Raw genomic sequence first — 26,419 nt, forward strand, 5'->3', positions numbered from 1 at the left:
ACAATTGTAGATAGCAAATCACATTTGAAGCAAAGGACACAATATGGGCTTTCTCGCTGGCAAAAAAATTCTGATTACCGGCCTTCTTTCTAACCGCTCCATTGCCTATGGCATAGCCAAAGCATGTCACCGCGAAGGGGCTGAATTAGCCTTTACCTACGTGGGAGAGCGCTTTAAAGACCGCATCGTCGATTTCGCCAAAGAATTCAATACTGATCTGATTTTTGACTGCGATGTTGGCAGCGATGAGCAGATTTCAGCCCTCTTTAAGGATTTAGCAAAAACTTGGCCGCAGTTTGATGGCTTTGTTCACGCAATTGGCTTTGCACCACGCGAAGCGATTGCCGGCGACTTTTTAGAAGGTCTTTCTCGTGAAGGCTTCAAAATCGCTCACGACATTTCCGCATATAGCTTCCCAGCAATGGCAAAAGAGGCTCTCCCAATGTTGCGCGACAAGTCTTCATTGCTGACCCTCACTTACTTGGGTTCAATGAAGAATGTCCCTAACTACAACACGATGGGTTTAGCAAAAGCATCACTCGAAGCCTCAGTTCGTTACCTTGCTGGCTCAGTTGGCCCTAAAGGCATCCGCGCTAACGGCATTTCTGCTGGTCCGATTAAGACTCTGGCCGCATCTGGCATCAAAGGTTTTGGCAAGATCTTGGAAGCAGTTGAACAAACTGCCCCGCTGCGTCGCAATGTCACGATTGATGATGTGGGTAACACTGCTGCCTTCTTGTTATCTGACTTAGCTAACGGCATTACCGCTGAAATTATTTACGTTGATAACGGCTTTAGCCAAGTTGTTGGCGGAATGGATGAAGTTTGAGTGTTCCACTACGCGAAGCCCTGAAGTTTTGGGCCAAGCTTGGCTTTATTAGCTTTGGTGGACCTGCTGGACAAATCGCAGTCCTCCACCAAGAGCTTGTTGAAAAGCGTCGCTGGATTTCCGAGCGGCGCTTTTTACATGCGCTGAACTATTGCATGTTGTTGCCGGGGCCTGAAGCCCAGCAATTGGTAACGTATATCGGTTGGCTCATGCACCGTACCTGGGGTGGCGTCTTGGCTGGCACGCTATTCGTATTACCTTCACTATTTATTTTGATTGGCCTATCTTGGGTCTACATCACCTATGGCCAAGTACCTTGGATTGCTGCAATCTTCTTTGGCATCAAACCCGCGGTTACTGCTATCGTCCTCTGCGCCGCTGTCCGCATTGGCAAGCGTACGATTCACAATCAAGCCCTGCGCTGGATTGCACTAGGCTCCTTTTTGGCGATCTTTATTTTCAATTTGGCTTTTCCAATCATAGTGATCTGTGCGGCACTGATTGGCATCTGGGGAGGCAAACGCTATCCAGAATATTTTCAGCAAGCCAGCGCTCAAGAAAAAACTGGTGAGGCTCACAGTCCCGCACTGATCGATGATCACACGCCAACCCCAGATCATGCCAAGTTTTCTAAAAAGGGTTTAGTGCTGAAGTGTGCGACGGTTCTAGCACTTTGGCTAATTCCATTTTTTACTCTAGTGCTAGTGTTTGGCTGGAAAACACTCTACCCACAAATCGCCTGGTTCTTTACTAAAGCTGCCTTCCTCACATTTGGTGGGGCTTATGCAGTTCTGCCTTACGTTTATCAAGGTGCAGTCGATCAATTTCATTGGCTCAGCGCTGGTCAAATGATGGATGGCTTAGCTCTCGGGGAGACAACCCCAGGACCACTCATCATGGTGGTGGCTTTTGTTGGCTACCTCGCTGGCCACATTCAACATCTGATTGGCAATAGCAATCCATTTTGGTTTGGCGTCATTGGTGCTTGTGTTGCCACCTGGTTTACCTTTCTACCCTCTTTCCTCTTGGTATTGGTTGGTGGTCCACTGATTGAGTCAACCCATGGCAAGTTGAGCTTTACTGCACCCCTCACCACAATCTCTGCCGCAGTGGTTGGCGTCATTGCCAACCTAGGCCTATTCTTCGCTTATCACGTCTTTTTTCCGCACGGCCTTGGCGGCTCAATCTCATGGATCTCGATTGCAATTACTGTACTTGCGGGCCTAGCCCTCTTTAAGTTTCAAAAAGGTGTGATTAGCGTATTAACTGGCTCGGCGCTAGCTGGCTTATTAAGTTATTTACTGGCGAGTTTATTGATCTAGCTCCATCGCATTTAAGACTGGAATTGGCATAATGGAACTTATGCGAATCGAACCTCAAACCATCACCCATCTCCAAGAATGGCTCGGTAAAACCGAGACCCTTCAAGACATCGTCACTGCAGCACCTGTCAAAGCTTTATCTGCGACGCTCGATCGACCCGACCCCGCGCCAAATGACGGAACCTTTCTTCCTGAGTTATGGCATTGGCTCTATTTCTTGCCTTGTGCCATTCAATCTGAGATCGGGCCAGACGGTCATCCTAAGCGTGGCGGTTTTCTACCACCCGTTCCATTGCCACGTCGCATGTGGGCCGGTAGCCGAGTTCAGTGGTTAGCCCCTCTCGCAGTAGGCGATGAAATCGAACGCGTATCCAGAATTGAATCGGTGACGCATAAAGCAGGTCGCACTGGCGACCTTATCTTCGTATTAGTCAAACATGCAATCTCCAATCAAAATGGTTTAGCTTTAATTGAAGAGCATGACATTGTGTATCGCGATGCACCCAGCCCAGACGATAAGCCTGTTGCGCCAACACCAGCGCCTACTGGAGCTACGTGGTCTAAAACAATTACGCCTGATGATGTTTTATTGTTTCGCTATTCAGCACTGACATTTAACGGTCATCGCATTCATTACGATCGTAAATACGTTACTGAAGTTGAAGGCTACCCTGGCCTCATTGTTCATGGCCCCCTCATTGCAACCATGTTGGTGGATCTTGTACGTCAAAGCATTCCGGGTTGCAGACTAAAGAGTTTTGAATTCCGCGCTATTCGCCCTACTTTTGATATCAATGTATTTAAAGTCAGTGCTAAGCCTGATCTAGAACAAGATCCTTCTGGAAAAACAATCTCCATTTGGGCTGAGGATCATGAAGGCTGGCTCACCATGCAGGCTACTGCAGTTTTAGCCTAGGAACTATTGAGTTATGACTACCCCACACTTATCCAAGGCCTTAGCTACATTTGCCTCTGAACTACAAATTGGCGACATCCCCGAAGAGGTGATTGCGCGCACTGAAGATTTACTGGTCGACTGGTTTGGCTCTGCGATTGCCGGTAAAGGTTCGCGCCCAGTAGAAACGATTACACAGTTTGCACAAACCATGGGTGGCTTTAATGCTGCCAATCCTGGCTCTGCAGAAATCCTCATTAGTCGCAAGAGCTCAAGCCCTTTCTTGGCTGCACTGGCAAATGCAGCAGCATCACATGTGGCTGAGCAGGACGACGTTCACAATGGCTCTGTCTTTCATCCAGCAACCGTGGTATTTCCTGCGGCACTGGCGACTGCACAAACGATAGGCGCTTCAGGCGAAGATCTTCTAGTAGCTGCAGTTGCTGGCTATGAAGTTGGTATTCGGGTTGGGGAGTTTCTCGGTCGCTCACACTACAAAACATTTCACACTACGGGTACAGCCGGCACATTAGCTGCTGCCGCTGCTGTAGGTCGCCTACTCAAACTTAACCCGAATCAAATGCTGCATGCTTTTGGTTCGGCTGGAACACAATCTGCTGGCCTTTGGGAGTTTCTGCGCGATGCAGCCGACTCAAAGCAACTTCATACAGCGCATGCTGCCTCAACCGGTTTAATGTCTGCCTACTTAGCGCAATCAGGCTTTACTGGTGCAGAACATATATTAGAAGGTAAGCAGGGTTTAGCCGCTGGCATGTCGAGCGATGCCGATCCAAGCAAATTAATTGATCGCCTGGGAAGTCGCTGGACTATTGCTGAGACCAGCTTCAAATATCACGCCTCATGTCGCCATACTCACCCTGCTGCAGATGCCTTATTGCAAGTCATGTTGAAACACCATCTCAAGCCTAGCGATATTGCCAAAGTAGAAACACTGGTTCACCAAGGTGCAATCGATGTGCTTGGTCCAGTAACAGATCCCGCCACAGTCCACCAATCCAAGTTCTCAATGGGTACCGTATTAGCGCTAGTTGCCCACTATCAATTTGCTGGTCTGCAAGAATTTGATCAACACTTTCATGATCAAGCTATTTGCGCTTTCCGAGATCGCGTCACCATGATTCTGGATCCCGAAGTGGATGGCGCCTACCCGCAACGCTGGATTGGTAAAGTCAAAGTTTATTTAAATCATGGTGAAGTTTTAGAGGGTCGTGTGGATGAACCCAAGGGTGACCCTGGCAACACTCTAAGCCGTGCTGAGATTACAGATAAAGCGATGCGTCTTGCTGCATTTAGCGGTGGCGCAACACCAAGTGAGATGAGCTCCGCTATTGAACGCTTGTGGAATATCCGTAAACAGCCTAAGGTAGGTCTGTTGATATCTTAAAACTCAGATATTTGCTTTCTTTTTTGCTTCTCACTCAATAAAGCCTTACACATGAACCCACTAGATACACCGATCGGCTTTAGCAGCACCTTCTTATTTGTCCCGGGTACGCGCCCTGAGCGATTTTCTAAAGCACTAGATAGTGGTGCTGACGGCGTCATCATCGATTTAGAGGATGCAGTTGCAGAAGAAGATAAAGAATCTGCACGCGCAGCAATACGCGCAGCTTGGTCTACATTTACTCCAGAACAAAAAAAGCGTTTGATCATTCGGTCGAATTCTCCTGGCAGCCACTTTTATGCAGCAGACCTGATCTTGGTTCAGGAATTAGATGCAGCCTGCCTGTTAATCCCCAAGAGCGAATCCCTCGACCAAATTAATGGTGCGGCACAAATCTTGCCAAATACAGCAATCATCCCCATGATTGAAACTGCCATCGGGCTTGATCGTCTCAATGAGATCGCAAACTCTGAGCAGGTATTACGTCTGGCTTTGGGCAACATTGATTTGCAAGCTGACTTAGGAATGGTCTGTGACGAGCAAGAAACTGAACTGCAAACTGCGCGGTTTCAGATTGTGCTGGCCTCACGATTGGCACAAATTGCCCCTCCAATTGACGGGGTTACTCCATCCACTGACAATATTGAACGCATCACAGATGATGCCGAGCGCGCCAAAAGAATGGGGTTTGGTGGCAAGCTATGCATCCACCCAAAACAGGTATCCCTGGTTAAAGACTCCTTTATGCCTACGGCCTCAGAGGTCTCTTGGGCGCATCGCGTGATTGAGGCTGATAAGGCATCCAAAGGCGGTGCCGTCAAGTTAGATGGCCGCATGATTGACCGACCAGTTGTCTTATTGGCCCAAAGAACACTAGCCATTGCTGGAAAACCCTAGGGTCTATAGGAATTAAAAGTGGCAAAATTAGCAGGCATTACACATTAACGGAGACATAAATGAAATTAAAGAAAACCCTTTTCACTGGAATTGCTGCAGTTGTTAGCGCCACTACTTTATTGGGCAGCAATATTGCATCCGCTCAAAAGGATTGGCCAACAAAACCGATTTCCTTGATTGTTCCATTTGCTGCTGGCGGCCCAACAGATTCCATTGCACGCTTAATTGCAGTGCCAATGGGTCAAGCATTAGGTCAAACAGTGGTTGTTGAGAACGTTCCTGGTGCTGGTGGCACGATTGCCTCCACTAAAGTTGCTCGCGCAGCTCCAGACGGCTACACAATCTATATTCACCATATGGGCATGGCTACAGCACAAGCTTTGTATGACAAGCTTCCATATGACCCAATGACTAACTTTGATTACATCGGCCAAGTTGCTGACGTACCAATGGTATTGCTTGGTAAAAAAGATTTGCCTGCAAACAACTTCAAAGAACTTGAAGCCTATATCAAGGCTAATGGCTCAAAAGTGACCATGGCTAACGCAGGTCCTGGCGCAGTGTCACAACTGTGCGGTCTGTTGTTCCAAAGCCGTTTAGGTATCAAGCTAACCAACATTCCTTACAAAGGAACTGGCCCTGCTTTGACAGACCTATTGGGTGGTCAAGTTGACCTCTTGTGCGACCAAACTACACAAACTATTCCTTACATCAAGGATGGCCGTGTTAAGGCGTACGGCACAACAACTATGAAGCGTTTGCCTGCTATTCCTAACGTTCCTACTTTGAACGAACAAGGCCTCAAAGGCTTTGAAGTAAAAGTATGGCACGGTGTATACACTCCAAAAGGCGTTCCACAGCCAATCTTGGACAAAATCAATGCTGCTCTGAAGAAAGCATTGAATACACCTGACGTTCAAAAACGTTTGAATGATTCCAACATCGATATCGTGCCAATGGAGAAGGTATCTTCCAAAGGCCTCAAAGATCACCTTGAGAAAGAAATCAACGTCTGGGGTCCAGTCATTCGTAAAGCTAACATTCCAGATTAATTCTGAAATAGCAGCAAACAAAAAAGCCAGCGATCTGCTGGCTTTTTTGTTACCTAAAATTCACTAAATAAATAACTTAGAAATCATCAGCCCGCTCTAAAGAGGTAACCTGACTGCGCCTTTTCACGACGCTTGAGATAGATTGCATTAGGGATGGCAAACAGCGCCCAAATGGCCAGGAAAGGATCTAATAGATAGTCCCAAAGATTGGCTGACTCATGCCAATGTAATGCCCAGGCAATCATCGCAAAGGAGATGATCCAAACACCCTTGATCCAGCCAGCAAGGCCACAAATAATGGCGAAGAGAATGACAGTTGCTAGAAATCCAATAGAGCCATAGCCCCACGCATAAGGATCTAACATTCCGAAACCAAGCGCTAAGGGATAAAACACAATCGCAATGAATGCCAATGCCACCTTAAAGCCGAGTGGCGTGCTTTTGGCAGAAGGAAGTACGGAGCTCCACAACAAGAGCATGCTCACAATACTCAGCTCACCGGTAACTCCGCGAACATAAGCAGATAAAGGCAGCTCCATCGACATTCCCAGGGGCCAGAAGAATAGATTGCCCAATAACAAGACTACAAGCAAGCGAACTCCAAAAGGAATCTCCATTGAGGATAGTTTTTGCATGAGAATGACGAGCACTACTGCACACGTCAACGACATCTCCAAAAGGGCAATGAGCTGTAGGTAGGGAGTCATCATTGCGCTTCCTTTTCTTTGAAAATGCCAATGGCATGTTTAAACCAAGCACTTGAAAAGTAAACATGCTTAATCTTTTTTCTATCCCAGGTGTAAACAAGATGGACATCTTCACCATTGGCAGAAATTAAGTACGGATAAGAAAACTCTCGATGCTGACCATTGGTCAAGGTCTCATCCTCTTCGAGCACTTGAATCACTTGCCATTGATCAGAGTTTGGTTCACGCATCACCATTACCAAGCGATATCGCCCTGCCTCAATATTATTGAGCACCATCAATCTCGTGCCATTAGCCAAAGTGAGTGCAGCAAGAGCGGAATTTGGATTGGGGATCTCGAGGTCTTTTGATAAGGCCCAAGACTGTCCAGCATCCTTGGTTTCGCTAACGGGGATCTGCTTTGGCTGAGAGCCTGACCGAGTTTGGCGGAAGAAAGCGCTTGCGTCTTGCGGTCCATCAGCAAAGACTACAGGCTGAATGGCACCCCTCCCAGAACTCATGCGCCGCTTATCAATCACCTGACCCGCATCGATTCTGAGAAACTCACCAAAGCGACCAATCCACTCGTGATAAGCCGGCAAACCCAGCCGCCCATCCGCAAATGCCATAGCTGGTGACTTTACCAAGGTGCTGAGATTAATTAGCGGCGAGCTAATCAAACGTTGAGGTCTGCCCCAAGTTAAACCATCATCATCTGAAATCACTGATGAGATTGAGCTACCCGCCCAACCGCCGATAGACACGGTCACAAAAAATAGCTGCATGCGGCCATCAGCCATTCTTGCTGGAACGGGATTACCTAATTTAGCAATGTAGCGAGACAGACCTTTTTCTGCGCTGACGCGATCCATTACGACAGTTGGAGCGCTCCACCTAAATGCCTGCGGATCAAAGACTGCGGTATTGATTACTACATCTGGTGCGCCTTCCCTGCTCCCCGCAAACCAGAAGGCCCTTACCGCACCATCCTTAAGTGTAATGAGAGAGGCGGCATGTACTGAAGGTGCCCCGGTGTCAGGCAACCAATCAGTCCGCAAACTTGGCTGAGCGAGTTTTGCTGGCACAGCACTTTTAAGAGTCTTAACCGGCTTGCTGCTTTCAGGGGACTCCGGCGCATCGTCTGCTTGATTTGCACTATTGATTGGGTAAACATTTGCAAACGGTACCCATGCTGGTCGACTATCAATATGCAGATAGGCCAATACTGAGGCAAGCAATAAAAAACAAAAGGCAATGACGCGACTCATCGACAAGCATCCTTACCCGCCAATGGCAAGGTAATCGTTGCAGGCGTGGAAACTAGATATTCATTCACAAACAGGTGCTCTCCAATATGACCTTTGAGTATCGCCTGAATCTCCGCATCAGAATGGCGGGCTCGCATCTCCATACGTTTACCCACTATCTTGCAAGATTCACACAGCGGGGGCTCTACACCTATCGGCGACTGAAGCGCCACCAGTGGATATGTGCTGCTCAGTAAATCAATTTGGTTGGCATCTTTTGCCAAATAACCATGCAATACCGCACCCGGCAATAAAAGTCGATACTCCTCGTCCTTGGCGCGATAGTCACAAGGCACCCAAACATCTTTCCCAGCAAGCTCTTGGATAGTTGATTGTGGGTAGCGACCCAAATCACCCTCAAGAGGCGAAAGACTACTAGTAAGCGCGCAGTAACAAAGAAAGCATCCTGCCAAGGCGATAGCCTTACAACGATTGCGATTGAATATTCCCAGCAAGACCAAGGCAATCGACAGGGTCATAAAACCCCAATGCAAAGGGGAATAATTCCAGATGCCGGGCTGGCCTAAGAAATTCGATAACTGTAAATTTCCACCAACCCATGTGAGAGCGCCAAGCACGATCAACTGCAATAGCAATGCAAACCGGAATCCCCATAAAGGCAATCGATCCCAGTAGATTGCAATCAAGGCAGCAAATGCTGGCATCACTGGCAGCAGATATCGGCCCGAGCGCTGACTTGGCAAACTAAATACGATGAAAAAGGCTAGGATCAAAAGTAGTAGAAGGCCCTCTTCCAGCGATATAAAACGCCGTCCTCGCCAACATTGAATCAATGCAGATATCAATACAAAGAGGAATAGCCCAGCATTTGCCAGGGTCGTTAAAGCCAGCATCCAAATGCTGTCGCCGCCACGCACCAGATCAAGAAGATAATTAGAGCTTCGTGCCTGGAACTTACCGGCATTCTCGCCCAGAACAAATTCCTTCCAGACAGCTTCTGGAAATGGATCAACCGCAAACCAAAGAGCGAAGACACCTAAGGCCAGAATGGCAATCAAAATTAATTTATATAAGTCTTGCAGTAAGACTTTTGGAATGCTCCACTCACGCCAACGCCAGTAATACAAGCCCAAGGCAAATGTGGCAGGAACGATATAGGCGAAAGACTTTGACAATAAGGCCATACCAAAACAGGCCCCAGACAATATGGGAAATAGAAGTTTGGATTCAAATGCAGCCCTACCCCAATAGAGTAGCGCAAAGAATGGCAAGCTCAACCAAAATACTTCGGGTGGATCCGTCAGGAATGGGCGGCCATAGCGATAGGTTGCAAAAAAAGAAAGCCATACTAAAGACGCCAGTAGGCCAGTCTGTTTTTTGCCGCTAAAGCGAGCAACTGCCAGAAATAAGAAAAATGCTGTCAAGCCGGTATACAAAACACTCGGCCAACGCAGTGCCAGAAGCGACCAATCACTACCCCATCCCGTACTAGCAATTCCTTCCCAAAATACCAAAGGCGGCTTAGTGTTTTTAATCCCATCCATCTCGGACTGCAGAGGCAACCAATTTCCAGTGTCGGCAGTCATGCGAACAATATGCATATAGGGATACTCATCCCCATTTTTCGGAGCAAAGCGGCTATCCAAACCATATAGATAGGTGAATACACCTAGAATCAGGATGAAAATGGCATTCCGGTAAGTAAAAGAACCTCGCATAACGATAGTTTATAGGTCTTAGGGTGAAATACTAAAAACTATCAACATCCAGACCCTCGTTTTTGAATCTAAGCATATTGAAAATTCGTCTAAGTAAAACCACCAATCCCACCGCTATCTGATTAAGATAGGATCTATTAGCATCATCCTTAGAACAGTTGTATGTATGACGGAGACTATTCCTATGCAAATGAAGTATTTAAAACCCATTTTGGTGGCCAGCACCCTCATTGGCTTAAGCCAATGGAGCGGACTCAGCCTCGCACAGACTGCTGACCAACTATACAAACGCGGCCTTGCTGCAACCTGTGCCAATTGTCACGGTACTGATGGCAAAGGTGTAGTTGATGGCGGCATGCCGCTGATTAACAACCTCACCAGTCAAGAGATGTTAGCTAAGCTCAAGGCATACAAGAGCGGTGCTCTAGAAGGCACCATCATGCCCCAGCTAACAAAAGGCTACACAGATGAACAACTCACCACTATTGCCAATCAACTTGGCAAGAAACAATAAGGAGGCGCCATGGATCGTCGACATTTTATAGGTCAGAGCGCTGCAGCAGTAGGTCTACTTGCAGGGCTTTCTAGTCAAACAAAAGCAGCTACTTTACAAAAAGCAGAAATCCTCGTTATTGGCGGTGGATATGGTGGCGCCACTGCCGCTAAATATTTACGCTTATTCTCCAATAACACTGCGCGAGTAACTCTCATCGAGCCAAATACTTCATTTATCTCGTGCCCAATGTCTAATTTGGTTATTGGCGGCTCGCGCACTTTAGCTGAAATTACCTCTCCGTATGACACTCTCAGCAAGCGTCATGGCATCAAGATTATTCAAGATAGCGTCAGCAGCATTGATCCAGATAAGAAAACCGTTACGCTCGCTTCAGGCAAAACATTGCGTTACGACAAAGCTGTTGTGTCCCCTGGCGTTTCACTGAACTTCAAAAGCATTGAAGGCCTCGCTCAAGCCAACAAGGATGGCGTAACTTTGCAGGCCTGGAAAGCAGGACCAGAAACTGTGGCATTGCATAAGCAGATTGCCGCTATGCGCGAAGGCGGTACTTTTGCAATTACGATTCCAGAAGCCCCTTATCGCTGCCCTCCTGGACCTTATGAGCGTGCCTGCCAAGTAGCCAACTATTTAAAGCAGCACAACCCTAAGGGTAAGGTATTGATTTTGGATGCCAACCAAGATGTGACCTCTAAAGGGGCTTTGTTTAAGAAGGTCTGGGCGGAGCAGTATGCAGGCATTATTGAATACCGACCAAAGAGCAACGTAGTTGGTGTTGATGCAAAAACCAAAACACTCAAACTCGAAGTTGAAGATGATGTGAAGGCCGATGTATTGAATGTCCTGCCGCAAATGGCCGCCGGTGAAATCGCTATTAAATCAGGATTGGCTAATTCAAACGGTCGTTGGGTAAATGTAAACTTCCTCAACTTTGAATCCACAGCTCGAAAAGACATTCACGTCTTGGGCGATGCGATTCAGATTGCACCCTTAATGCCAAAGTCTGGTCATATGGCCAACCAACACGCCAAAGTAGCTGCAGCAGCTATCGTTGCAGAATTGAGCGGCTGGGAAGTTAATCCAGCGCCAGTTCTAACCAACACTTGCTATAGCTTTGTGAATGATCGAGAAGTAGTTCACGTTGCCAGCGTTCATCAATACAACGCTGCCGAAAAAACCTTTAAGACTGTTCCGGGATCAGGCGGCTTATCACCTGCACCATCCACCCTTGAGGGTGTTTATGCTTGGGGTTGGGCGCACAACATCTGGGCCGATAGCTTGGGTTAAGAAGTATTGACGCTCATTAAAAAAGAGGCCTCGGCCTCTTTTTTAATGTCTAGATAGATTTACCCATCTCAATGATTCGTTTTCGTCTTCGCTTACTAATGAACAAGAAGACGATAGCAACTACCGGAGCAGCAATTGCAGCAACAATTTCCGGATGAATAGCAAGGCCAGCTTCTTTGCCACCCTTGGCAACATAGGCCAATAAGCTCACGGCATAGTAAGTTAAAACCAAAACAGACAAACTCTCCACAGTCTCTTGCAAGCGCAATTGCAGGCGCGCCCTTTGATCCATGCTAGCAAGTAATTTTTGCGTCTGCTCTTCGTTTACAAACTCAATACGTGTTCTGAGAGTTTGAGTTGTTCTTGAGATGCGATCGGACAATTCTTTTAATCTACGCTGAGTCCAAATGCAGGTACCCATAGCAGGCTGAAAGCGCCGATCCATAAACTCCGACAAGGACTGGACACCCGGAATCGGAGATTCTGCTAGCTCGTATAAATTTTTACTGAGTAGTTGGCTGTAGGCTTCAGAAGCGGTAAAGCGCAATCCATATCCTGAAATCCACTGTTCGGCCCTTGAGGCCAAATGGGAAAGCTCACCCAAAAACTGCCCATCCTTTTCAGTATGTACACCTGGCTCAGTTTGTAACTGAGAGATATTTTTAGAGAGGTCCGCCAATTCCGACTCCGCACTTCTGAGTGGCATGGAGAGACTCTTAGCTACCGGGAAAGCAATCATGGCAGCCATGCGATAAGTTTCCGCTTCAGCGAGGGCTCGCGCTATCCGTCCAGCCTGCCGGGAACCCAAAATATCGTGCGGGATAAAGTAAGAAATATAGCCATCCTCATCCAGGCGCAAATCCGTCCATAGCTGGGCTTTTTTACTCGATAGGATGTAGCTACCCAGTACAGTATTCCCGCTAAAAATGGCAGATACCTCTTGAGCCTCTGCGAAAAGCGGGCGATGCTCAAATACGAGATCTAAGGCAGAAATTCTTTCGCCACCCGCCTCGACAATTGTTGGGCAATCCAAGCTTTGAAACAACTTATCCAAGCTCTTCTCAAGCACAAGACGAGACTCTAAGAGAGGCCCAGTAATTTTGACGGGATTATGTGTAATCGCGGCAATGGTTGCAAACTCACCATGCAATTCCCACTTGAGAAGAACTCTCTGGGGCTCAGGAGCTAGGGTCAATATTTTGAAAGAGTGATCCTGCTCTTCATCATGAGGCACACCCAATGCATTACTTAACTTTTGAATCCACTCAATTTGAGTCCGACGAGAATTCGCATCCAACAAAAAAGATTGCGAAAGCACCCTTTCATTTGGCCAAAGTGCAATTGGGGGGCGTGCATGCACCTCTTCGTGCAACTGTTTTCGAGCGGGATGATCGTAAGGTTTCATAAGAGCTGCATATTGATGGATATAAGCAAACTATACGCCACCAGACTCTGCTTCGATTTGATAAGGATGAACGCCCCGATTTAAGCAACTACGGACGTAATCAATACTAGTCCGCAAGGCATAGTAATCACTGGCCATACTCTTGGACACTTTTAGCTGGAGTGCTTCATATTCTAATAAGTCGAGCTTTTTAAGATAGTCATCCTTGTTAGCTGAACTGAAGTTATCAGTTAATTCTTGCTCATAGGACTTTAAGGTGCCATAAAGTTTATTAATTTTTCGCTTCATCCGCTTATTGCGGTATCCCGGCAAAGTCAACAAAATGGGGTAAGAGATTGCGAAGAATGGAAGCAACACAAATACCAAGCGGTTAATCAACTCTGCCAACCAAAATGGGAAATAGGTCATTAGCAACGGAGATCCATTTTTCTCATAATGCAAAGCTACAGGACTTTCAGGCAGACCAGTATGCTTAAAAGAAGGAAATTCGCCATGATCCGAAAAGAATGTAGTTCTTCCATTAATCTCACGCGCAGCCTCTAAGAATAAGAACTGCAGTGCGGGATGCATTCTGTCATCAATGAGTAGATTTGTAGTTGAGGCCATTAACTTAATATCCCTGGAGGGGAAGTTACGTATCAAGCTAAATCCACCGGTTGGTACATTCAGAATTTGCATGTAGGGGAATAAACGAGAATATGCTTCCGCCCTAGGAAATGCAGATAAATGCAAGCTTGGATCTTTTAAGAGCGTCTGAACATTGGGGGCCTCATAGGCATCAACAATAAAGGCGGCATCAATCTCGCCCTTTTGCAAAGCTTCAACCGATTTTGATCCTGAGAGATAAAGAAAATTAGCGCCCTCTTCATATCCGTTTACCTTCAGAATTTGCATTGCTTGCGCATGAGTCCCACTACCCTTTTCCCCCACAGACATTCTGGAATTAAGAAAGTAACTAGATCGCGCTTTCACTTCTTGATAATTAGTCGAATCTACCTCGGCACCTCGATAGAACAACCAGATTGGATCGTAAGAGATTGTCCCCAGCGATTGAACGCCGACAATGTCATGGGGATTAAATGCACCAGCTTGTATAAAGGCAGCTTGAACAGGATCTTTCCGATCCGCCAAACGCCGCATATTTTCTTCCGCACCTTTAGTTGGAAGTAATTCCAAAGTAATGCCTTTTTTCTCAAAAAAAGCAGCGTACTTTTTACCCAGGGCATCATAAGATCCACCAGGCTGCCCCGTTGCCATAACAACATGTCGCGGTGGCGGAGGATCTGCATACAACCAAATCGCAAGCAAAATTAAAAGGAGTGTCACCAGAATTGGCCATGCTTCTTTTAGAAATTGCGTGAAGTCACCCCACTTTTCTTGAGCGGTTTCACAGATCCCCAAGTAGGTTTCATTAATGTCTTGTTTGATACTTCCCATGGAAGGCCAATCAGCAAATAGGTGAAAAGCCAATGATAATGGGCTTATTCGCTTTCCGAAAAGGAACCAAGATGTTGACCCTCAGAAAATCTCAAGAACGCGGCTATGCAGACCATGGGTGGCTTAAAAGCTTTCACTCCTTCTCTTTTGCTGGTTACCATGACCCTCAATTTATGGGCTGGGGCAATTTAAGGGTAATTAATGAGGATCGAGTAGCGGCAGGCATGGGCTTTGGCAAGCATGGTCACCGTAATATGGAAATCATCAGCTATGTTTTATCTGGTGAATTAGCCCACGAAGACAGCATGGGGAACGTGAAAGGCATTCCGCCTGGCGATGTTCAACGTATGAGCGCTGGAACCGGGGTAACCCATAGCGAATTCAATCACGCTAAAGATCAGACAACCCATTTCCTGCAAATTTGGATTGAGCCAAACATTCTGGAAATCCCGCCCAGCTACGAACAAAAAACAATTCCCCATTCAGCTAAGCAGGGCAAGCTTTGCTTAATAGCATCCCCAGACGGGGGAGGTAACTCAGTCAAAATTCACGCAGATGCTCGAATATATGCAGGTCTATTTGATGAATCCCAATCCCAGACATTAGAGCTCGATCCAGGGCGTAAAGCCTACGTTCACCTTGTGAAAGGCGCCCTAGAGATCAATGGCATACCCCTATCCACTGGTGATGCGCTATTGATAGAGAATGAAAGCGGTCTTCTTATTAATAACGGTAATGGCGCTGAAGTCATGATCTTTGACCTGAGTCATTAAAAATTTGTCATTTGAGACTTACGATGATCCACTGACTAACAAACCAATCCATTGAAATATAGCTCATGATCGAGATATCAGAAAAGCGCTTAATCGGCCCCATTATTCGGCTCCACCCTAATGACAACATCGTAGTTGCAAGGGTAGATGTAGCAATTGGTGAAGCGGTACCGAGTGAGAATTTCACCAGCCGCAGCCAGGTTCCCGCTGGCTACAAAATTGCAGCTAAGAAAATCCTCAAGGGTGAGCCAATTCTGAAATACAACGTGACCGTGGGATTTGCCAATACTGACATTGAAGCCGGCATGATGGTCCATAGTCACAACACGGAGTTTCGTGAATTTGATCGGGACTATGCCTATGCGAGCGAATACAAACCCACTACCCTCTTGCCGGAGTCTGAGCGTGCAACCTTTCAAGGTTATGTGCGCGCCAATGGAAAAGTAGGCACTCGTAATTTCATCGGCATTCTATCTACCGTAAATTGCTCTGCAACCGTCGTCAACAAAATTGCAGAATGGTTTACCCCTGAACGCTTAAAAGATTTTCCCAATATCGATGGTGTTATTGCCTTTAGTCACGGCATTGGTTGTGGCATGGAAATGAGTGGTGAGCCAATGCAACTGCTTCGCCGAACCATGGCTGGATATGCTCAGCACCCTAACCTGGCTGCCGCCCTGATCATTGGCTTAGGTTGCGAACGCAATCAACTCAAAGGCTTAATGGAGCAAGAGGCATTGGAAGAAAATTCCACTTTGCATACTTTCATCATGCAAGAAACTGGTGGCACTCGCAAAACAATTGAAGCGGGAATTGAGGCTGTCAAAGCACTCCTCCCGGAAGCCAATAAGGCGAAGAGGCAAACTGTCTCTGCAAGTCATCTCTGCGTTGGTTTGCAATGCGGTGGATCGGATGGCTTCTCTTCAATTACTGCTAACCCAGCCTTAGGCGCCGCAATTGATATTTTGTCGCGCCATGGTGGTACTGGCATCCTCTCCGAAACACCGGAGATTTATGGCGTTGAACATACACTCACTCGCAGAGCAGCAAGCAAGGCTATCGGTGAAAAATTAATCCAACGTATTCGTTGGTGGAAAGATGAATACTCTGTTGGTCGCGATGTCCAAATTAATGGGCAAGTCAGTCCCGGAAATCAAATTGGTGGTCTAGCCAATATCTTTGAAAAATCTCTGGGCTCATCCATGAAAGGCGGTACCGGACCTTTGATGGAAGTCTATCGCTATGCAGAACCAGTCAAAGCTAAAGGCTTTGTGTTTATGGATACACCTGGTTTTGACCCGGTCTCAGCGACAGGTCAAATTGCTGGCGGTGCAAACTTGATTGCATTTACTACAGGACGTGGTTCCATGTTTGGGTCAAAGCCAGCGCCTTGCATCAAACTCGCCACCAATACACCAATGTATGAGCGACTTACCGAAGATATGGATATCAATTGTGGTGAGATCTTGGATGGTACGGTTTCAGTTCAAGAGATGGGGCAACGGATATTTGAGCTCTTTCTGAGGACGGCATCGGGAGAGGCATCTAAAAGTGAATTGTTAGGCCTGGGAGACTATGAATTCGTTCCCTGGCAAATCGGGGTCATGAGCTAAGCCGGGTAGGCAACAAGGCAACAAGTGAGCGGGCTAAATGCCCGCTTTTTCTATGCTCAAAAGAAGCTAGAAATCATCGCCGGGGACTGTAGAATTGAACTTATTGAGTTAATCAGGAATTCATTAGGATTATGAAATTCAGGGACTATTACGAAACACTTGGTGTAGCACGTGGCGCTACCGAAGCAGAAATTAAGGCGGCTTACCGCAAACTCGCTCGCAAATATCATCCAGACGTTAATAAAGAGGCTGGCGCAGAAGAGCAATTTAAGGCGGTCGGCGAAGCCTATTCCGTTCTTAAGGACACTGAAAAACGTGCTGCTTACGATCGCATGGGCGCCAACTGGAAAAATGGACAAGACTTCACCCCTCCACCAAACTGGAATGAAGGTTTTGAATACTCCGATGGCAACTTTGGTGGCGGTCATGGTGGATTTGGTGGTGGTTATGAAGGTGACCAAAGTGAGTTCTTTGAGTCACTCTTTGGTCGAGGTCGACATCGTCAAGGGGGTCGTGGCGGCAATCCACGCCAAGGCATGGACTTCAAAGGCCAAGATCATCACGCCAAAATATTGATTGATCTTGCCGACGCCTATAACGGCGCAAAACGCACTATTGCACTGCATATGCCAACGCAAGATGCTAATGGACATGTCAGCACCCAAGAGCGCAAACTTGATGTCAGTATTCCTAAGGGCATTAAGGCTGGCCAAAATTTACGCTTAGCTGGTCAAGGTGGCCCTGGCATGGGTTCTGGTGGTGCAGGTGACCTGTATCTTGAGATTGATTTTCATCCAAACGCCATTTACCGCGTAGACGGTAAAGATGTTTACCTGGATTTACCTCTTGCCCCATGGGAAGCTGCGCTGGGCACAACCGTGAACATCCCTACCCCTGCAGGGTCCACTCTGGAATTAAAGATTCCCGCCGGTACAGCAACAGGCCGCAAGATGAGGCTTAAAGGAAAAGGTATTCCCAGCAAAGAAGCTGGCGACTTCTATGTAGTGCCAAACATTGTTTTGCCTGGCGCTGAAACTGATGCGCAAAAAGAAGCGTATCAAGCACTAGAGAAAGCTTTTGATTTCAACCCCAGAACCCACCTGAAGGGATGATGAACATGACACAAACAAAAATCACCTGGATTGAAGGTAGTCTCGTTGAAGAAGAGGTGCATATGAGCATTGTGGAGATTTCACAGGCTACGCGTGCACCAGAGGATCTCATCATGTCTTGGGTAACAGAAGGCGTACTCAGCCCCACCGGCTCCTCCCCTGAAGACTGGCGCTTTAGCGGGGACTCTCTCAAGCGAGCAAAAACTGCAGCACACCTTACGCATGACCTTGAGCTCAACACTCCTGGGGTTGCCTTAGCGCTCGATCTCTTAGATGAGATCACTCGCTTACGCAGCCAACTGCTTCGCACAAATTTAGATTAAGCCTAATTGAACACAAGCTTACTTAAACATAATCCCAAACAAGCTAAGGACATCAGCCTTTTTTCCGCCACTGCACTAGGTATTGGTGGGATGATGGGTGCAGGCTTGTATTCCTTGCTCGGTTTAGCAAGCTCGCATGCTGGCAGCCATTTGCCATTGGCTTTTCTGATTGGCGCCATTGCAGCCGCATTCTCTGTCTACTCTTACGCAAAACTTGGTGCTGCTTTCCCTAGCAGTGGGGGTGCAGCGACCTTTACAGTCATGAGTTTTGGGCCAGGAATTATTTCTGGCGGCATTAATCTATTTCAATATATTGCCTACCTGATAGCTGCCGCCTTATATGCAGCAGGATTTGTTGAATACACCAACACCCTCTTTGGCGGAGATCTCTCTCCTGTTTTACTCAAATGCATTACTGCAGCGATCATCTTGATTTGTACATTCCTGAATCTTCTTGGGCCGAGCTTGGTTGGCAAAGCTGAAGCGATAGTAATTGCTCTAGTCGTGATCAGCCTCATTGTTTTTTCTGCCATGGGAATTCATCAGGCAGATCTTAAAAGCTACCACATGACACCTTTCTCATTTGAAGGCATTGTGGTAGCTGCAGGCATTCTTTATATTAATTTCCAAGGCTTCGGAGTAGTAACCAATTCTTCATCAGCTATGAAGAGTCCACAAAAAGAATTACCTCTAGCCATGTTTTCTGCACTGATCTTAGTGACCATTGCTTACTTAGCAGTGAGCACGGCTGTTGTCTTACTCATGCCCCTAAACTTGATCCAATTAGATAATGGCCACGTCCTTGCTGACGCAGCAGAAATAGTGGCAGGCAAACTCGGCTTTATTATCATTAGCATTTCCGCTTTACTAGCCTGCGCTGCAGCAGTAAATGCCACCATTTTTGCAGCCTCTAATATCGCAGCCGATCTTGCAGAGACCTATGAGGTCTCTAGCGCCTTAGGAAACTCCGTGCTGAAGAGCAAGCTTCGCGCGCTTACCGTCTCTTCGATTGGCGTCATTGTTTTGGCCTTGATCTTCCCTCTAAGCGAAGTAGGTCAAATGGCGAGCCTAGCGTTTTTATTGGTTTATGCCGTTATTAGCTACGGACATCTTCGAGTGCACAAGCAGACTGGAGCCAGTCCAAAAATTTTGTGGTGTGTGATTGCAATCAATCTAAGCTTATTCACCGCCCTACTGATGAATACGATCAAGGCCGCACCATCCAGCGCTATTGCTCTTTTAATTGCCCTTGTAGCCTCTTTTGGACTTGAGGCATTCTCACTTCTCAAATCCAAGCGCCACAAGTTACATTAAGATTCTGAGCGACTTAAGAGCAATTCCCAACGCTGTAGCTTGACATCCAAATCGGCAGTAATTTCAGATAATCTCGCTTGCATGCTAGCCGCTAATTCAGGCTCGTTCTTATAAAGATCGGGGTCGCTCATTGCAATGCCAATATCTGCCTGCTCCGTCTCTAGCGTCTCGATCTGCAAAGGCAAAGCCTCTAACTCCTGGCGCTCTTTGCCATTGAGTTTTTGCACGCCACTTTTTGTAGCTGCAGACTTGGATTCAACTTTAGACTCGATCTTTGGCTCTTGTTTCGGCTCGGACTTAAGGCCGCCATTAGCAGCACGAATCTTATCTGAGCGTGCTTTCTGGATCTTCCAGTCCTCGTAACCACCCTCATACTCGCGCCAGAATCCATCACCCTCATTGGCAATGATGCTGGTAACCACGTTATCCAAGAAGTAACGATCATGACTGACCAGGAACACAGTACCTTTGTAGTCCTGCAACAACTGCTCGAGCAGATCTAGGGTATCGATATCCAAGTCGTTAGTTGGCTCATCTAGAACCAAGACGTTTGCAGGACGGGCAAATAAACGCGCCAACAGCAAACGGTTACGCTCCCCACCAGACAAGGTGCTGACTGGTGAATTAGTACGCTCAGGCGCGAACAAGAAATCACTTAGATAGCTCTTAACGTGTTTCTTATTGCCATTAATTTCGATCCACTCACTACCTGGGCTAATGTAATCCTCGAGCGAAGCATTGAGATCGAGACCTTCGCGCATCTGATCGAAGTAGGCCACTTCAATGCGAGTACCCATGGTTGCTGTACCAGAATCTGGCGTAATTGTTCCAAGAATTAATTTAAGAAGCGTGGTCTTACCAGCACCATTAGGCCCAAGCAGACCAACTTTATCGCCACGCAAAATAGTTGCTGTGAAATCCTTCACAATTGGACGATCATAGGACTTAGATACATTCTGGAGATCAGCAACAATCTTGCCGCTTCTATCTCCAGCGGATACTGCGAGCTTGACTTGCCCAACCGCATCACGTCTTTGTGAGCGAGTGGTTCGAAGCGCTTCCAAACGAGCAATACGCGCGACACTGCGAGTCCGCCTTGCCTCAACCCCTTTGCGAATCCAGACCTCTTCTTGAGCGAGTAATTTATCCGCACGCGCATTAGCCAAGGATTCGGAATTCATTTCCTGATCTTTTAGTACTTCGTAAGCTGAGAAATTACCCGGGTAGGTGCGCAAGATACCGCGGTCTAACTCAACAATTTGTGTGCAAACGTTATCCAAGAAAGCGCGATCATGGGTAATGAGGATCACGGAGCCTTTGTACTCCTTGAGTAAATCTTCCAACCAAGAAATTGAATCTAAATCCAAATGGTTGGTAGGCTCATCCAACAGTAATACATCGGGCATTTCAACTAAGGCGCGCGCTAAGGCGACACGCTTCTTGGTTCCTCCCGACAAGGTATTGATTTTAACTTCAGCATCTAAATGCAAGCGATCTAATGTTTCATGGACGCGCTGCTCCCAATTCCAGCCACTTAAAGCCTCTAATTGGGATTGCACTTCATCGAGGCGATGGTGGGCAGCGTCATCCCACTCTCCTACACTCAGAGCTTCATATTCCTCGCGCAGAGCCTTGGCTTGGGCTACGCCCTTAGATACCGCATCAAAAACGGTTTCTTCAGCCTCAAATATAGGCTCTTGAGGAACATAGGCAATTCGGAGGCCCTGCTGATATTGCAGCAAGCCATCATCCATTTTTTCTATGCCAGCCAAGATCTTCAGCAAGGAAGATTTGCCAGTGCCATTTCGGCCAATTAAGCCAACCCGCTCCCCAGATTCCAATGAGAAAGCAGTGTTTGCGAGGAGGTCAACGTGGCCAAAAGCCAGTTTTGCATCAGTAAGTACGATTAAAGCCATGCCGACATTATCGTCGCTTCATCCAAAGTGGTGATATTTCCAATAAACATGGGATTGAGAAGTAGAATTTACTGAAGCGATACCTTCAAATAAAGAGATAAATGACCTGTAAGCTCAGTCCTAGCGCACCACGACTTATCCTATTTGCAGGCCATGCGGGCACTGGTAAAACTACTTTAGCCAAAAGAGCCCTCCCTCTCATCGTGGAAAAAACAGGTGAGAGCTTTTTCTTTTTGGATAAAGACACGGTGTATGGCGCCTATAGCGCCCATGTCATGGAGCTCACGACTAATAATCCAAATGATCGCGATAGCCCTTTCTATCTTCAGAACCTCAGGGATTGGGAATATGCAGGTCTCATCGCTATCGCTAAAGAAAACCTACAACTAGGAGTCAACGTCATCCTCGTAGGTCCATTCTCTAGTGAAATCCAAAGTGGTCGGATGTTCAACCCCGAAGAGCTTGGAGTACCCAGTGTATCGAGCATCAGAATTGCTTGGATTGACCTAGATGAGAACGAGGCCAAGCATCGCATGCAAAAACGTGCCGACCCAAGAGATCAATACAAATTGGAGCACTGGGATCAATACACTAAACGTAGAGTTGAGCCACCCGAGCACATTGCAATACAACGTTTTGATAATCTACACTTTGATGAAGCCAAGTTTGAAAAGCTAATTGATCACCTGATTCAATAAATGGCAGACAAAAAAAGAGCCCCTTAGGGGCTCCTTCTCAAGAACTAAGAACTGAATTCTTAGAACTTATAAGTTACACCAACAGCTGGCATCCATGGATTCAAAGTCAATTTTCCTGATGCGCCGGCAAGTGCACCGCTACCGGTCACGTCCGTACTCATTGTTGCGTACTTCAAATCAAGATTCATACCCCAGTTCTTATCAAACATATAGTCCGCACCTACTTGAGCAACAACGCCCACACTTGATTGACTGATCTGCGCCTGATTACCGATAGTTGGGAAGTTTTGGCGATTACCGAAAATAGTGTAGTTAACACCGAGACCAACGTAAGGCTTGATAGCACCTAAGTCAGTGAAGTGATATTGAGCCAACAATGATGGTGGCAATGCAGTTACTTTGCCAATATTTTGCTGGCCAGTGCCAGCATTACCGTAGATATTGACCTGCTGCGGCCAAGTCAAGACTAACTCAGCGGCAATATTTTTTGTGAAGAAGTAGGAAACGTCAAACTCAGGAATCCACTGGTTCTTTGCTTTTACATTTAAGTCCTGCACAGCACCAGACTGACCATTTTGATATAAAACATCAACAGCGCGTACACGAACCATCCATGGGTTCTCACTTGAAGATTGAGCATGAGCTGCAATTGGAGCTAATGAAGCTACTGCTGCCATAGCGGCTACGAGAGTTTTAATGCGCATGATGTACCCCTTTTCTGTTATCAATTTGATGGATCTATTTTCAAATTGAAGATGGGATAGCTATTTGATATAAATCAAATGCAGAGGCTGCTGAAATTTTTTATTGGTTTTAAAGCAACACTGTTTTAAAGAGTTTTTGATCTGGATCAAATCGATCAAACTACCTTGGAATAAGTGCCCTTGGCTTGAGACTCTCTGAGGTGACGATCAAAAGTCATCGCCACACGTCGAGCTAAGAGCCGGCCTTTAATAGGCACTACCATCTTGGCGCCCTGCCACTCCAGTAGACCAGCCTCTTCCAAATGCTTTAACTCCTCAATCTCCGTCTGGAAATAAGTTGGGAAGTCGATTTGATGAGTTTTGGCAAAATGCTCGGTATCGAGAGCAAACTGGCACATCAATTCGCCGATTAATTCACGGCGCAATAAGTCATCCTTATCAAGCTGCAGGCCTCGAAGTGTAGGTAGATGACCATCATCAATTGCGGCGTAGTACTCATCTAAAGTGCGAACATTCTGTGAATAGCTATCGTCAACCTTACCAATGGATGAAATCCCAAAAGCCAAGAGATCGCACTCCGCCTGAGTTGAGTAGCCTTGAAAATTGCGATGCAACTTACCCTCTTTTTGCGCGATCGCCAATTCATCATCGGGCTTAGCAAAGTGGTCCATACCAATGAAGACATAACCCGCCTCAGCCAATCTCTCGATCGTGTTTGACAAGATATCCAACTTGTCAGCAGCTCCGGGCAAGTCAGCTTCAGCAATCCTACGTTGGGGCTTAAAGATGTGGGGCAGATGGGCGTAGTTGTAAACCGAGAGGCGGTCAGGGCTCATCTTCAAAACGGCATCAACAGTTTCTTTAAAGGTCTCGGGCGTTTGTTTTGGTAGGCCATAAATCAAATCGACGCTTCTGGACTTAAATCCATACTTCCTAGACCAATCCATTACCGCTTGAGTTTCCTCAATAGTTTGCACGCGATGTACTGCTTGCTGAACCTCGAGGTTGAAGTCTTGCACCCCCAAGCTGATACGGTTAAAGCCTAATTCGGCAAGCAAGGCAATATCCGCTTCAGTCACGCGTCGCGGATCAATCTCAATCGAGTATTCGCCGCCAGGAAGTAGATCAAAATGTTCACGCGTATGGTGCATCAACTCAACCATCTCTTCGTGAGATAAAAATGTCGGTGTGCCTCCACCCCAATGGAGCTGGGTCACCGGAATTTTTTTCTGCGCACCCATGGCAGCACAAACCATCGCCATCTCTTTTGCCAAATATTTGATGTACTTAGCACTCCGACCATGATCTTTGGTGATAATTTTGTTACAACCACAGTAATAACAAATATTGGGACAAAACGGTAAATGGAAATAGAGTGATAGCGGCTCATTAACCTTAGCTACGCGTTGCAATGCTCCCAAATAATCGGGCTCACTGAACTCATTATGAAAGCGATCAGCACTAGGGTATGAGGTGTAGCGCGGTCCATTGATATCAAACTTCTGCAATAGCTCAGGGTGAAAAAGTACTTCTTTTTCATTTGGGGTGGATGCAGATAGTACAGAGCTCATCAGAAATTAAGTTATTGGATTATTGGGATAGGTAGTCGAGCGCAACTGCTTCAGCCACTTTAATCCCATCAACCCCTGCCGACAAGATTCCACCGGCATAACCAGCTCCCTCCCCTGCAGGGTATAGACCCTTGATGTTCATACTTTGAAAGTTTGCACCTCGAGTAATGCGCAATGGAGAGGAGGTGCGAGTCTCAATGCCGGTCAAAACCGCATCCTTCATTGAAAAACCTTTGATCTGCTTTTCAAAAGCTGGCAGCGCTTCTCGAATTGCCTCAATTGCATAAGGAGGTAGAGCATCAGCGAGATCTGTCAGGTGAACTCCGGGCTTATATGATGGCATTACAGAGCCAAACTCAGTGGAAGCCTTGCCCGCGAGGAAGTCCCCGACTAATTGGCCCGGGGCTTCGTAAGTGGAGCCACCTAACTCATAAGCCTTGGACTCTAAAGCCCTCTGAAACTCAATACCTGCGAGCGGGCCACCAGGATAGTCTTCTGGGGTAATGCCAACAACGATTCCAGCATTGGCATTACGTTCATTGCGAGAGTACTGACTCATACCATTTGTTACCACGCGATTAGGCTCGGAGGTAGCAGCAACTACCGTTCCACCCGGGCACATACAAAAGCTATAAACAGCACGACCATTCTTGGCATGGTGAACTAATTTGTAATCAGCCGCCCCGATAAGTTCATTACCAGCATGCGGCCCTAAACGCGCCTTGTCGATCAGGGATTGTGGGTGCTCAATTCGGAAGCCTACTGAAAAAGGTTTTGCTTCCATATAGACACCTGCCGCATGCAATGCCTCAAAAGTATCGCGTGCACTATGCCCAAGGGCGAGCACTACATGATTGGCCAGCAAATCTGGATGCCCCTCAATCTTGACTCCAGTAATTTGATCATTCTGAATATCAAAACCAATCACTTTCTGAGAGAAGCGAATTTCCCCACCCAACTCAATAATTTCTTGGCGCATTCTCTCTACAACCCCAACCAAGCGGAAGGTGCCGATATGGGGCTTAGCTACATATCGAATTTCTTCTGGGGCGCCTGCTTTAATAAATTCAGCAATAACCTTGCGCCCATAAAACTTTGGATCCTTAATTTGGCTATAAAGCTTGCCATCAGAAAACGTACCTGCCCCACCCTCGCCGAACTGCACATTGGATTCTGGATTGAGGACGTTCTTACGCCATAGACCCCAAGTATCTTGAGTGCGCTCGCGCACTGGTTTGCCGCGTTCCAATACGATAGGTTTAAAGCCCATCTGCGCCAATACCAATGCAGCAAAAATTCCACAGGGGCCAAACCCAATGACCACAGGACGCACAAAGTCCGAACCCTTCACTTGTGAGGGATTAGCAACAAAGTGATAACTTGTATCTGGAGAAGGTCTAACGTGAATGTCATTCGCAAACTGCTTGAGCAATTTTTCTTCGTCTTTTACCGATAAATCGACGGTATAGATAAACGCAAGGGCGACATTTTTTCTTGCATCATAGCTACGCTTAAAAACATCCGTCCGAATCAAGTCATGAGCCTGGATATTCAGGCGCTTCAAGATTGCCTCTTCCAATGCCTCAGGGGCATGGTTAATAGGCAGGCGAAGTTCGGTAATACGGATCATGGGACTCTACGATACACAGTAAATCAGGGCAATTTTCTAAATAATACTGG

23 protein-coding genes are annotated in these 26,419 nt (G+C 46.8%); 14 read left to right on the forward strand and 9 right to left on the reverse strand.

Annotation, left to right across the window (positions count from 1 at the left end):
* The first annotated feature begins 43 nt into the window (after positions 1-43).
* The 6 genes from fabI to ICN16_RS06495 are packed head-to-tail and all read left to right on the forward strand — an operon-like array spanning position 44 to position 6,400.
* Positions 44-829 (forward strand): enoyl-ACP reductase FabI, encoded by a 786-nt coding sequence (gene fabI / locus ICN16_RS06470; protein ID WP_216135834.1) that lies wholly within the window; start codon positions 44-46, stop codon positions 827-829.
* Positions 826-2,151: a chromate efflux transporter gene (gene chrA / locus ICN16_RS06475; protein ID WP_216135837.1), complete on the forward strand. Its 1,326-nt coding sequence runs from the start codon at positions 826-828 to the stop codon at positions 2,149-2,151. The genes fabI and chrA overlap by 4 nt, the downstream gene beginning before the upstream one ends.
* A gap of 31 nt (positions 2,152-2,182) precedes the next feature.
* A complete protein-coding gene (locus ICN16_RS06480) occupies positions 2,183-3,067 on the forward strand; it encodes a MaoC family dehydratase N-terminal domain-containing protein (protein ID WP_216135840.1) in 885 nt (294 codons plus the stop codon).
* Between the two features lie 13 nt (positions 3,068-3,080).
* The gene (locus tag ICN16_RS06485) at positions 3,081-4,451 is read left to right on the forward strand and encodes an MmgE/PrpD family protein (protein WP_216135843.1); all 1,371 of its coding nucleotides are present in this window, start codon (positions 3,081-3,083) and stop codon (positions 4,449-4,451) included.
* A gap of 51 nt (positions 4,452-4,502) precedes the next feature.
* Complete coding sequence (locus ICN16_RS06490) at positions 4,503-5,348, forward strand: CoA ester lyase (RefSeq protein ID WP_216135846.1); 846 nt, start codon at positions 4,503-4,505, stop codon at positions 5,346-5,348.
* A gap of 59 nt (positions 5,349-5,407) precedes the next feature.
* The gene (locus ICN16_RS06495; RefSeq protein ID WP_216135848.1) at positions 5,408-6,400 is read left to right on the forward strand and encodes a tripartite tricarboxylate transporter substrate binding protein; all 993 of its coding nucleotides are present in this window, start codon (positions 5,408-5,410) and stop codon (positions 6,398-6,400) included.
* A gap of 86 nt (positions 6,401-6,486) precedes the next feature.
* Here ICN16_RS06495 and ICN16_RS06500 read toward each other — a convergent pair whose 3' ends face one another.
* Genes ICN16_RS06500 through ICN16_RS06510 form a run of 3 tightly spaced genes read right to left on the reverse strand, consistent with a single transcriptional unit; the run spans position 6,487 to position 10,072 of the window.
* The gene (locus ICN16_RS06500; RefSeq protein ID WP_255533672.1) at positions 6,487-7,110 is read right to left on the reverse strand and encodes a hypothetical protein; all 624 of its coding nucleotides are present in this window, start codon (positions 7,108-7,110) and stop codon (positions 6,487-6,489) included.
* The gene (locus ICN16_RS06505) at positions 7,107-8,354 is read right to left on the reverse strand and encodes an exo-alpha-sialidase (RefSeq protein WP_216135851.1); all 1,248 of its coding nucleotides are present in this window, start codon (positions 8,352-8,354) and stop codon (positions 7,107-7,109) included. The genes ICN16_RS06500 and ICN16_RS06505 overlap by 4 nt, the downstream gene beginning before the upstream one ends.
* Positions 8,351-10,072, reverse strand: coding sequence for a glycosyltransferase family 39 protein (locus tag ICN16_RS06510; protein ID WP_216135854.1), 1,722 nt, complete (start codon positions 10,070-10,072; stop codon positions 8,351-8,353). The genes ICN16_RS06505 and ICN16_RS06510 overlap by 4 nt, the downstream gene beginning before the upstream one ends.
* A 184-nt stretch (positions 10,073-10,256) precedes the next feature.
* Here ICN16_RS06510 and ICN16_RS06515 point away from each other — a divergent pair, with 184 nt between their 5' ends.
* A complete protein-coding gene (locus ICN16_RS06515; protein WP_216135855.1) occupies positions 10,257-10,586 on the forward strand; it encodes a c-type cytochrome in 330 nt (109 codons plus the stop codon).
* A 9-nt stretch (positions 10,587-10,595) separates the two neighbouring features.
* The gene (locus tag ICN16_RS06520; RefSeq protein WP_216135856.1) at positions 10,596-11,873 is read left to right on the forward strand and encodes an NAD(P)/FAD-dependent oxidoreductase; all 1,278 of its coding nucleotides are present in this window, start codon (positions 10,596-10,598) and stop codon (positions 11,871-11,873) included.
* Between the two features lie 49 nt (positions 11,874-11,922).
* Here ICN16_RS06520 and ICN16_RS06525 read toward each other — a convergent pair whose 3' ends face one another.
* A complete protein-coding gene (locus tag ICN16_RS06525; RefSeq protein WP_216135857.1) occupies positions 11,923-13,278 on the reverse strand; it encodes a DUF3422 domain-containing protein in 1,356 nt (451 codons plus the stop codon).
* A 30-nt stretch (positions 13,279-13,308) separates the two neighbouring features.
* Complete coding sequence (locus tag ICN16_RS06530; RefSeq protein ID WP_216135858.1) at positions 13,309-14,715, reverse strand: TAXI family TRAP transporter solute-binding subunit; 1,407 nt, start codon at positions 14,713-14,715, stop codon at positions 13,309-13,311.
* Positions 14,716-14,786: 71 nt separating this feature from the next.
* Here ICN16_RS06530 and ICN16_RS06535 point away from each other — a divergent pair, with 71 nt between their 5' ends.
* The 5 genes from ICN16_RS06535 (at position 14,787) to ICN16_RS06555 (ending at position 19,850) form a co-directional block, all read left to right on the forward strand.
* Positions 14,787-15,488 carry a pirin family protein gene (locus tag ICN16_RS06535; protein WP_216135859.1) on the forward strand — a complete coding sequence of 234 codons (702 nt, stop codon included), beginning with the start codon at positions 14,787-14,789 and terminating at the stop codon, positions 15,486-15,488.
* Positions 15,489-15,553: 65 nt separating this feature from the next.
* A complete protein-coding gene (locus tag ICN16_RS06540) occupies positions 15,554-17,101 on the forward strand; it encodes a UxaA family hydrolase (RefSeq protein WP_216135860.1) in 1,548 nt (515 codons plus the stop codon).
* A gap of 131 nt (positions 17,102-17,232) precedes the next feature.
* Entirely contained in the window at positions 17,233-18,213 is a 981-nt protein-coding gene (locus ICN16_RS06545; protein ID WP_216135864.1) for a DnaJ C-terminal domain-containing protein, read from the forward strand.
* Positions 18,214-18,218: 5 nt separating this feature from the next.
* Complete coding sequence (locus tag ICN16_RS06550; RefSeq protein ID WP_216135866.1) at positions 18,219-18,536, forward strand: chaperone modulator CbpM; 318 nt, start codon at positions 18,219-18,221, stop codon at positions 18,534-18,536.
* A 6-nt stretch (positions 18,537-18,542) separates the two neighbouring features.
* A complete protein-coding gene (locus ICN16_RS06555) occupies positions 18,543-19,850 on the forward strand; it encodes an APC family permease (protein WP_216135868.1) in 1,308 nt (435 codons plus the stop codon).
* Here the strand turns inward: ICN16_RS06555 and ICN16_RS06560 are convergent.
* Positions 19,847-21,766 carry an ATP-binding cassette domain-containing protein gene (locus ICN16_RS06560; protein WP_216135870.1) on the reverse strand — a complete coding sequence of 640 codons (1,920 nt, stop codon included), beginning with the start codon at positions 21,764-21,766 and terminating at the stop codon, positions 19,847-19,849. The genes ICN16_RS06555 and ICN16_RS06560 overlap by 4 nt on opposite strands.
* Positions 21,767-21,867: 101 nt before the next feature.
* Between ICN16_RS06560 and ICN16_RS06565 the strand changes: the two genes are divergently transcribed.
* Complete coding sequence (locus ICN16_RS06565) at positions 21,868-22,464, forward strand: ATP-binding protein (protein WP_216135872.1); 597 nt, start codon at positions 21,868-21,870, stop codon at positions 22,462-22,464.
* A 59-nt stretch (positions 22,465-22,523) separates the two neighbouring features.
* Here the strand turns inward: ICN16_RS06565 and ICN16_RS06570 are convergent, their stop codons facing one another.
* The 3 genes from ICN16_RS06570 to ICN16_RS06580 form a co-directional block, all read right to left on the reverse strand.
* Positions 22,524-23,168, reverse strand: coding sequence for an OmpW family protein (locus ICN16_RS06570; protein ID WP_216135874.1), 645 nt, complete (start codon positions 23,166-23,168; stop codon positions 22,524-22,526).
* Between the two features lie 155 nt (positions 23,169-23,323).
* Positions 23,324-24,739, reverse strand: coding sequence for an oxygen-independent coproporphyrinogen III oxidase (gene hemN, locus ICN16_RS06575; RefSeq protein WP_216135877.1), 1,416 nt, complete (start codon positions 24,737-24,739; stop codon positions 23,324-23,326).
* Positions 24,740-24,758: 19 nt separating this feature from the next.
* Positions 24,759-26,369, reverse strand: coding sequence for an NAD(P)/FAD-dependent oxidoreductase (locus ICN16_RS06580; protein ID WP_216135879.1), 1,611 nt, complete (start codon positions 26,367-26,369; stop codon positions 24,759-24,761).
* Between the last annotated feature and the right edge of the window lie 50 nt (positions 26,370-26,419).

Origin of the sequence: Polynucleobacter sp. es-MAR-4, assembly GCF_018882055.1 — a bacterium.
In the GTDB taxonomy this organism is placed as follows: domain Bacteria; phylum Pseudomonadota; class Gammaproteobacteria; order Burkholderiales; family Burkholderiaceae; genus Polynucleobacter.

Coding starts and splice junctions, on each gene's coding strand:
- fabI (WP_216135834.1), top strand. CDS start 44: ATGGGCTTTCTCGCTGGCAAAAAAATTCTGATTACCGGCCTTCTTTCT.
- ICN16_RS06480 (WP_216135840.1), top strand. CDS start 2,183: ATGGAACTTATGCGAATCGAACCTCAAACCATCACCCATCTCCAAGAA.
- ICN16_RS06485 (WP_216135843.1), top strand. CDS start 3,081: ATGACTACCCCACACTTATCCAAGGCCTTAGCTACATTTGCCTCTGAA.
- ICN16_RS06490 (WP_216135846.1), top strand. CDS start 4,503: ATGAACCCACTAGATACACCGATCGGCTTTAGCAGCACCTTCTTATTT.
- ICN16_RS06495 (WP_216135848.1), top strand. CDS start 5,408: ATGAAATTAAAGAAAACCCTTTTCACTGGAATTGCTGCAGTTGTTAGC.
- ICN16_RS06500 (WP_255533672.1), bottom strand. CDS start 7,110: ATGATGACTCCCTACCTACAGCTCATTGCCCTTTTGGAGATGTCGTTG.
- ICN16_RS06505 (WP_216135851.1), bottom strand. CDS start 8,354: ATGAGTCGCGTCATTGCCTTTTGTTTTTTATTGCTTGCCTCAGTATTG.
- ICN16_RS06510 (WP_216135854.1), bottom strand. CDS start 10,072: ATGCGAGGTTCTTTTACTTACCGGAATGCCATTTTCATCCTGATTCTA.
- ICN16_RS06515 (WP_216135855.1), top strand. CDS start 10,257: ATGCAAATGAAGTATTTAAAACCCATTTTGGTGGCCAGCACCCTCATT.
- ICN16_RS06520 (WP_216135856.1), top strand. CDS start 10,596: ATGGATCGTCGACATTTTATAGGTCAGAGCGCTGCAGCAGTAGGTCTA.
- ICN16_RS06525 (WP_216135857.1), bottom strand. CDS start 13,278: ATGAAACCTTACGATCATCCCGCTCGAAAACAGTTGCACGAAGAGGTG.
- ICN16_RS06530 (WP_216135858.1), bottom strand. CDS start 14,715: ATGGGAAGTATCAAACAAGACATTAATGAAACCTACTTGGGGATCTGT.
- ICN16_RS06535 (WP_216135859.1), top strand. CDS start 14,787: ATGTTGACCCTCAGAAAATCTCAAGAACGCGGCTATGCAGACCATGGG.
- ICN16_RS06540 (WP_216135860.1), top strand. CDS start 15,554: ATGATCGAGATATCAGAAAAGCGCTTAATCGGCCCCATTATTCGGCTC.
- ICN16_RS06545 (WP_216135864.1), top strand. CDS start 17,233: ATGAAATTCAGGGACTATTACGAAACACTTGGTGTAGCACGTGGCGCT.
- ICN16_RS06550 (WP_216135866.1), top strand. CDS start 18,219: ATGACACAAACAAAAATCACCTGGATTGAAGGTAGTCTCGTTGAAGAA.
- ICN16_RS06560 (WP_216135870.1), bottom strand. CDS start 21,766: ATGGCTTTAATCGTACTTACTGATGCAAAACTGGCTTTTGGCCACGTT.
- ICN16_RS06565 (WP_216135872.1), top strand. CDS start 21,868: ATGACCTGTAAGCTCAGTCCTAGCGCACCACGACTTATCCTATTTGCA.
- ICN16_RS06570 (WP_216135874.1), bottom strand. CDS start 23,168: ATGCGCATTAAAACTCTCGTAGCCGCTATGGCAGCAGTAGCTTCATTA.
- hemN (WP_216135877.1), bottom strand. CDS start 24,739: ATGAGCTCTGTACTATCTGCATCCACCCCAAATGAAAAAGAAGTACTT.
- ICN16_RS06580 (WP_216135879.1), bottom strand. CDS start 26,369: ATGATCCGTATTACCGAACTTCGCCTGCCTATTAACCATGCCCCTGAG.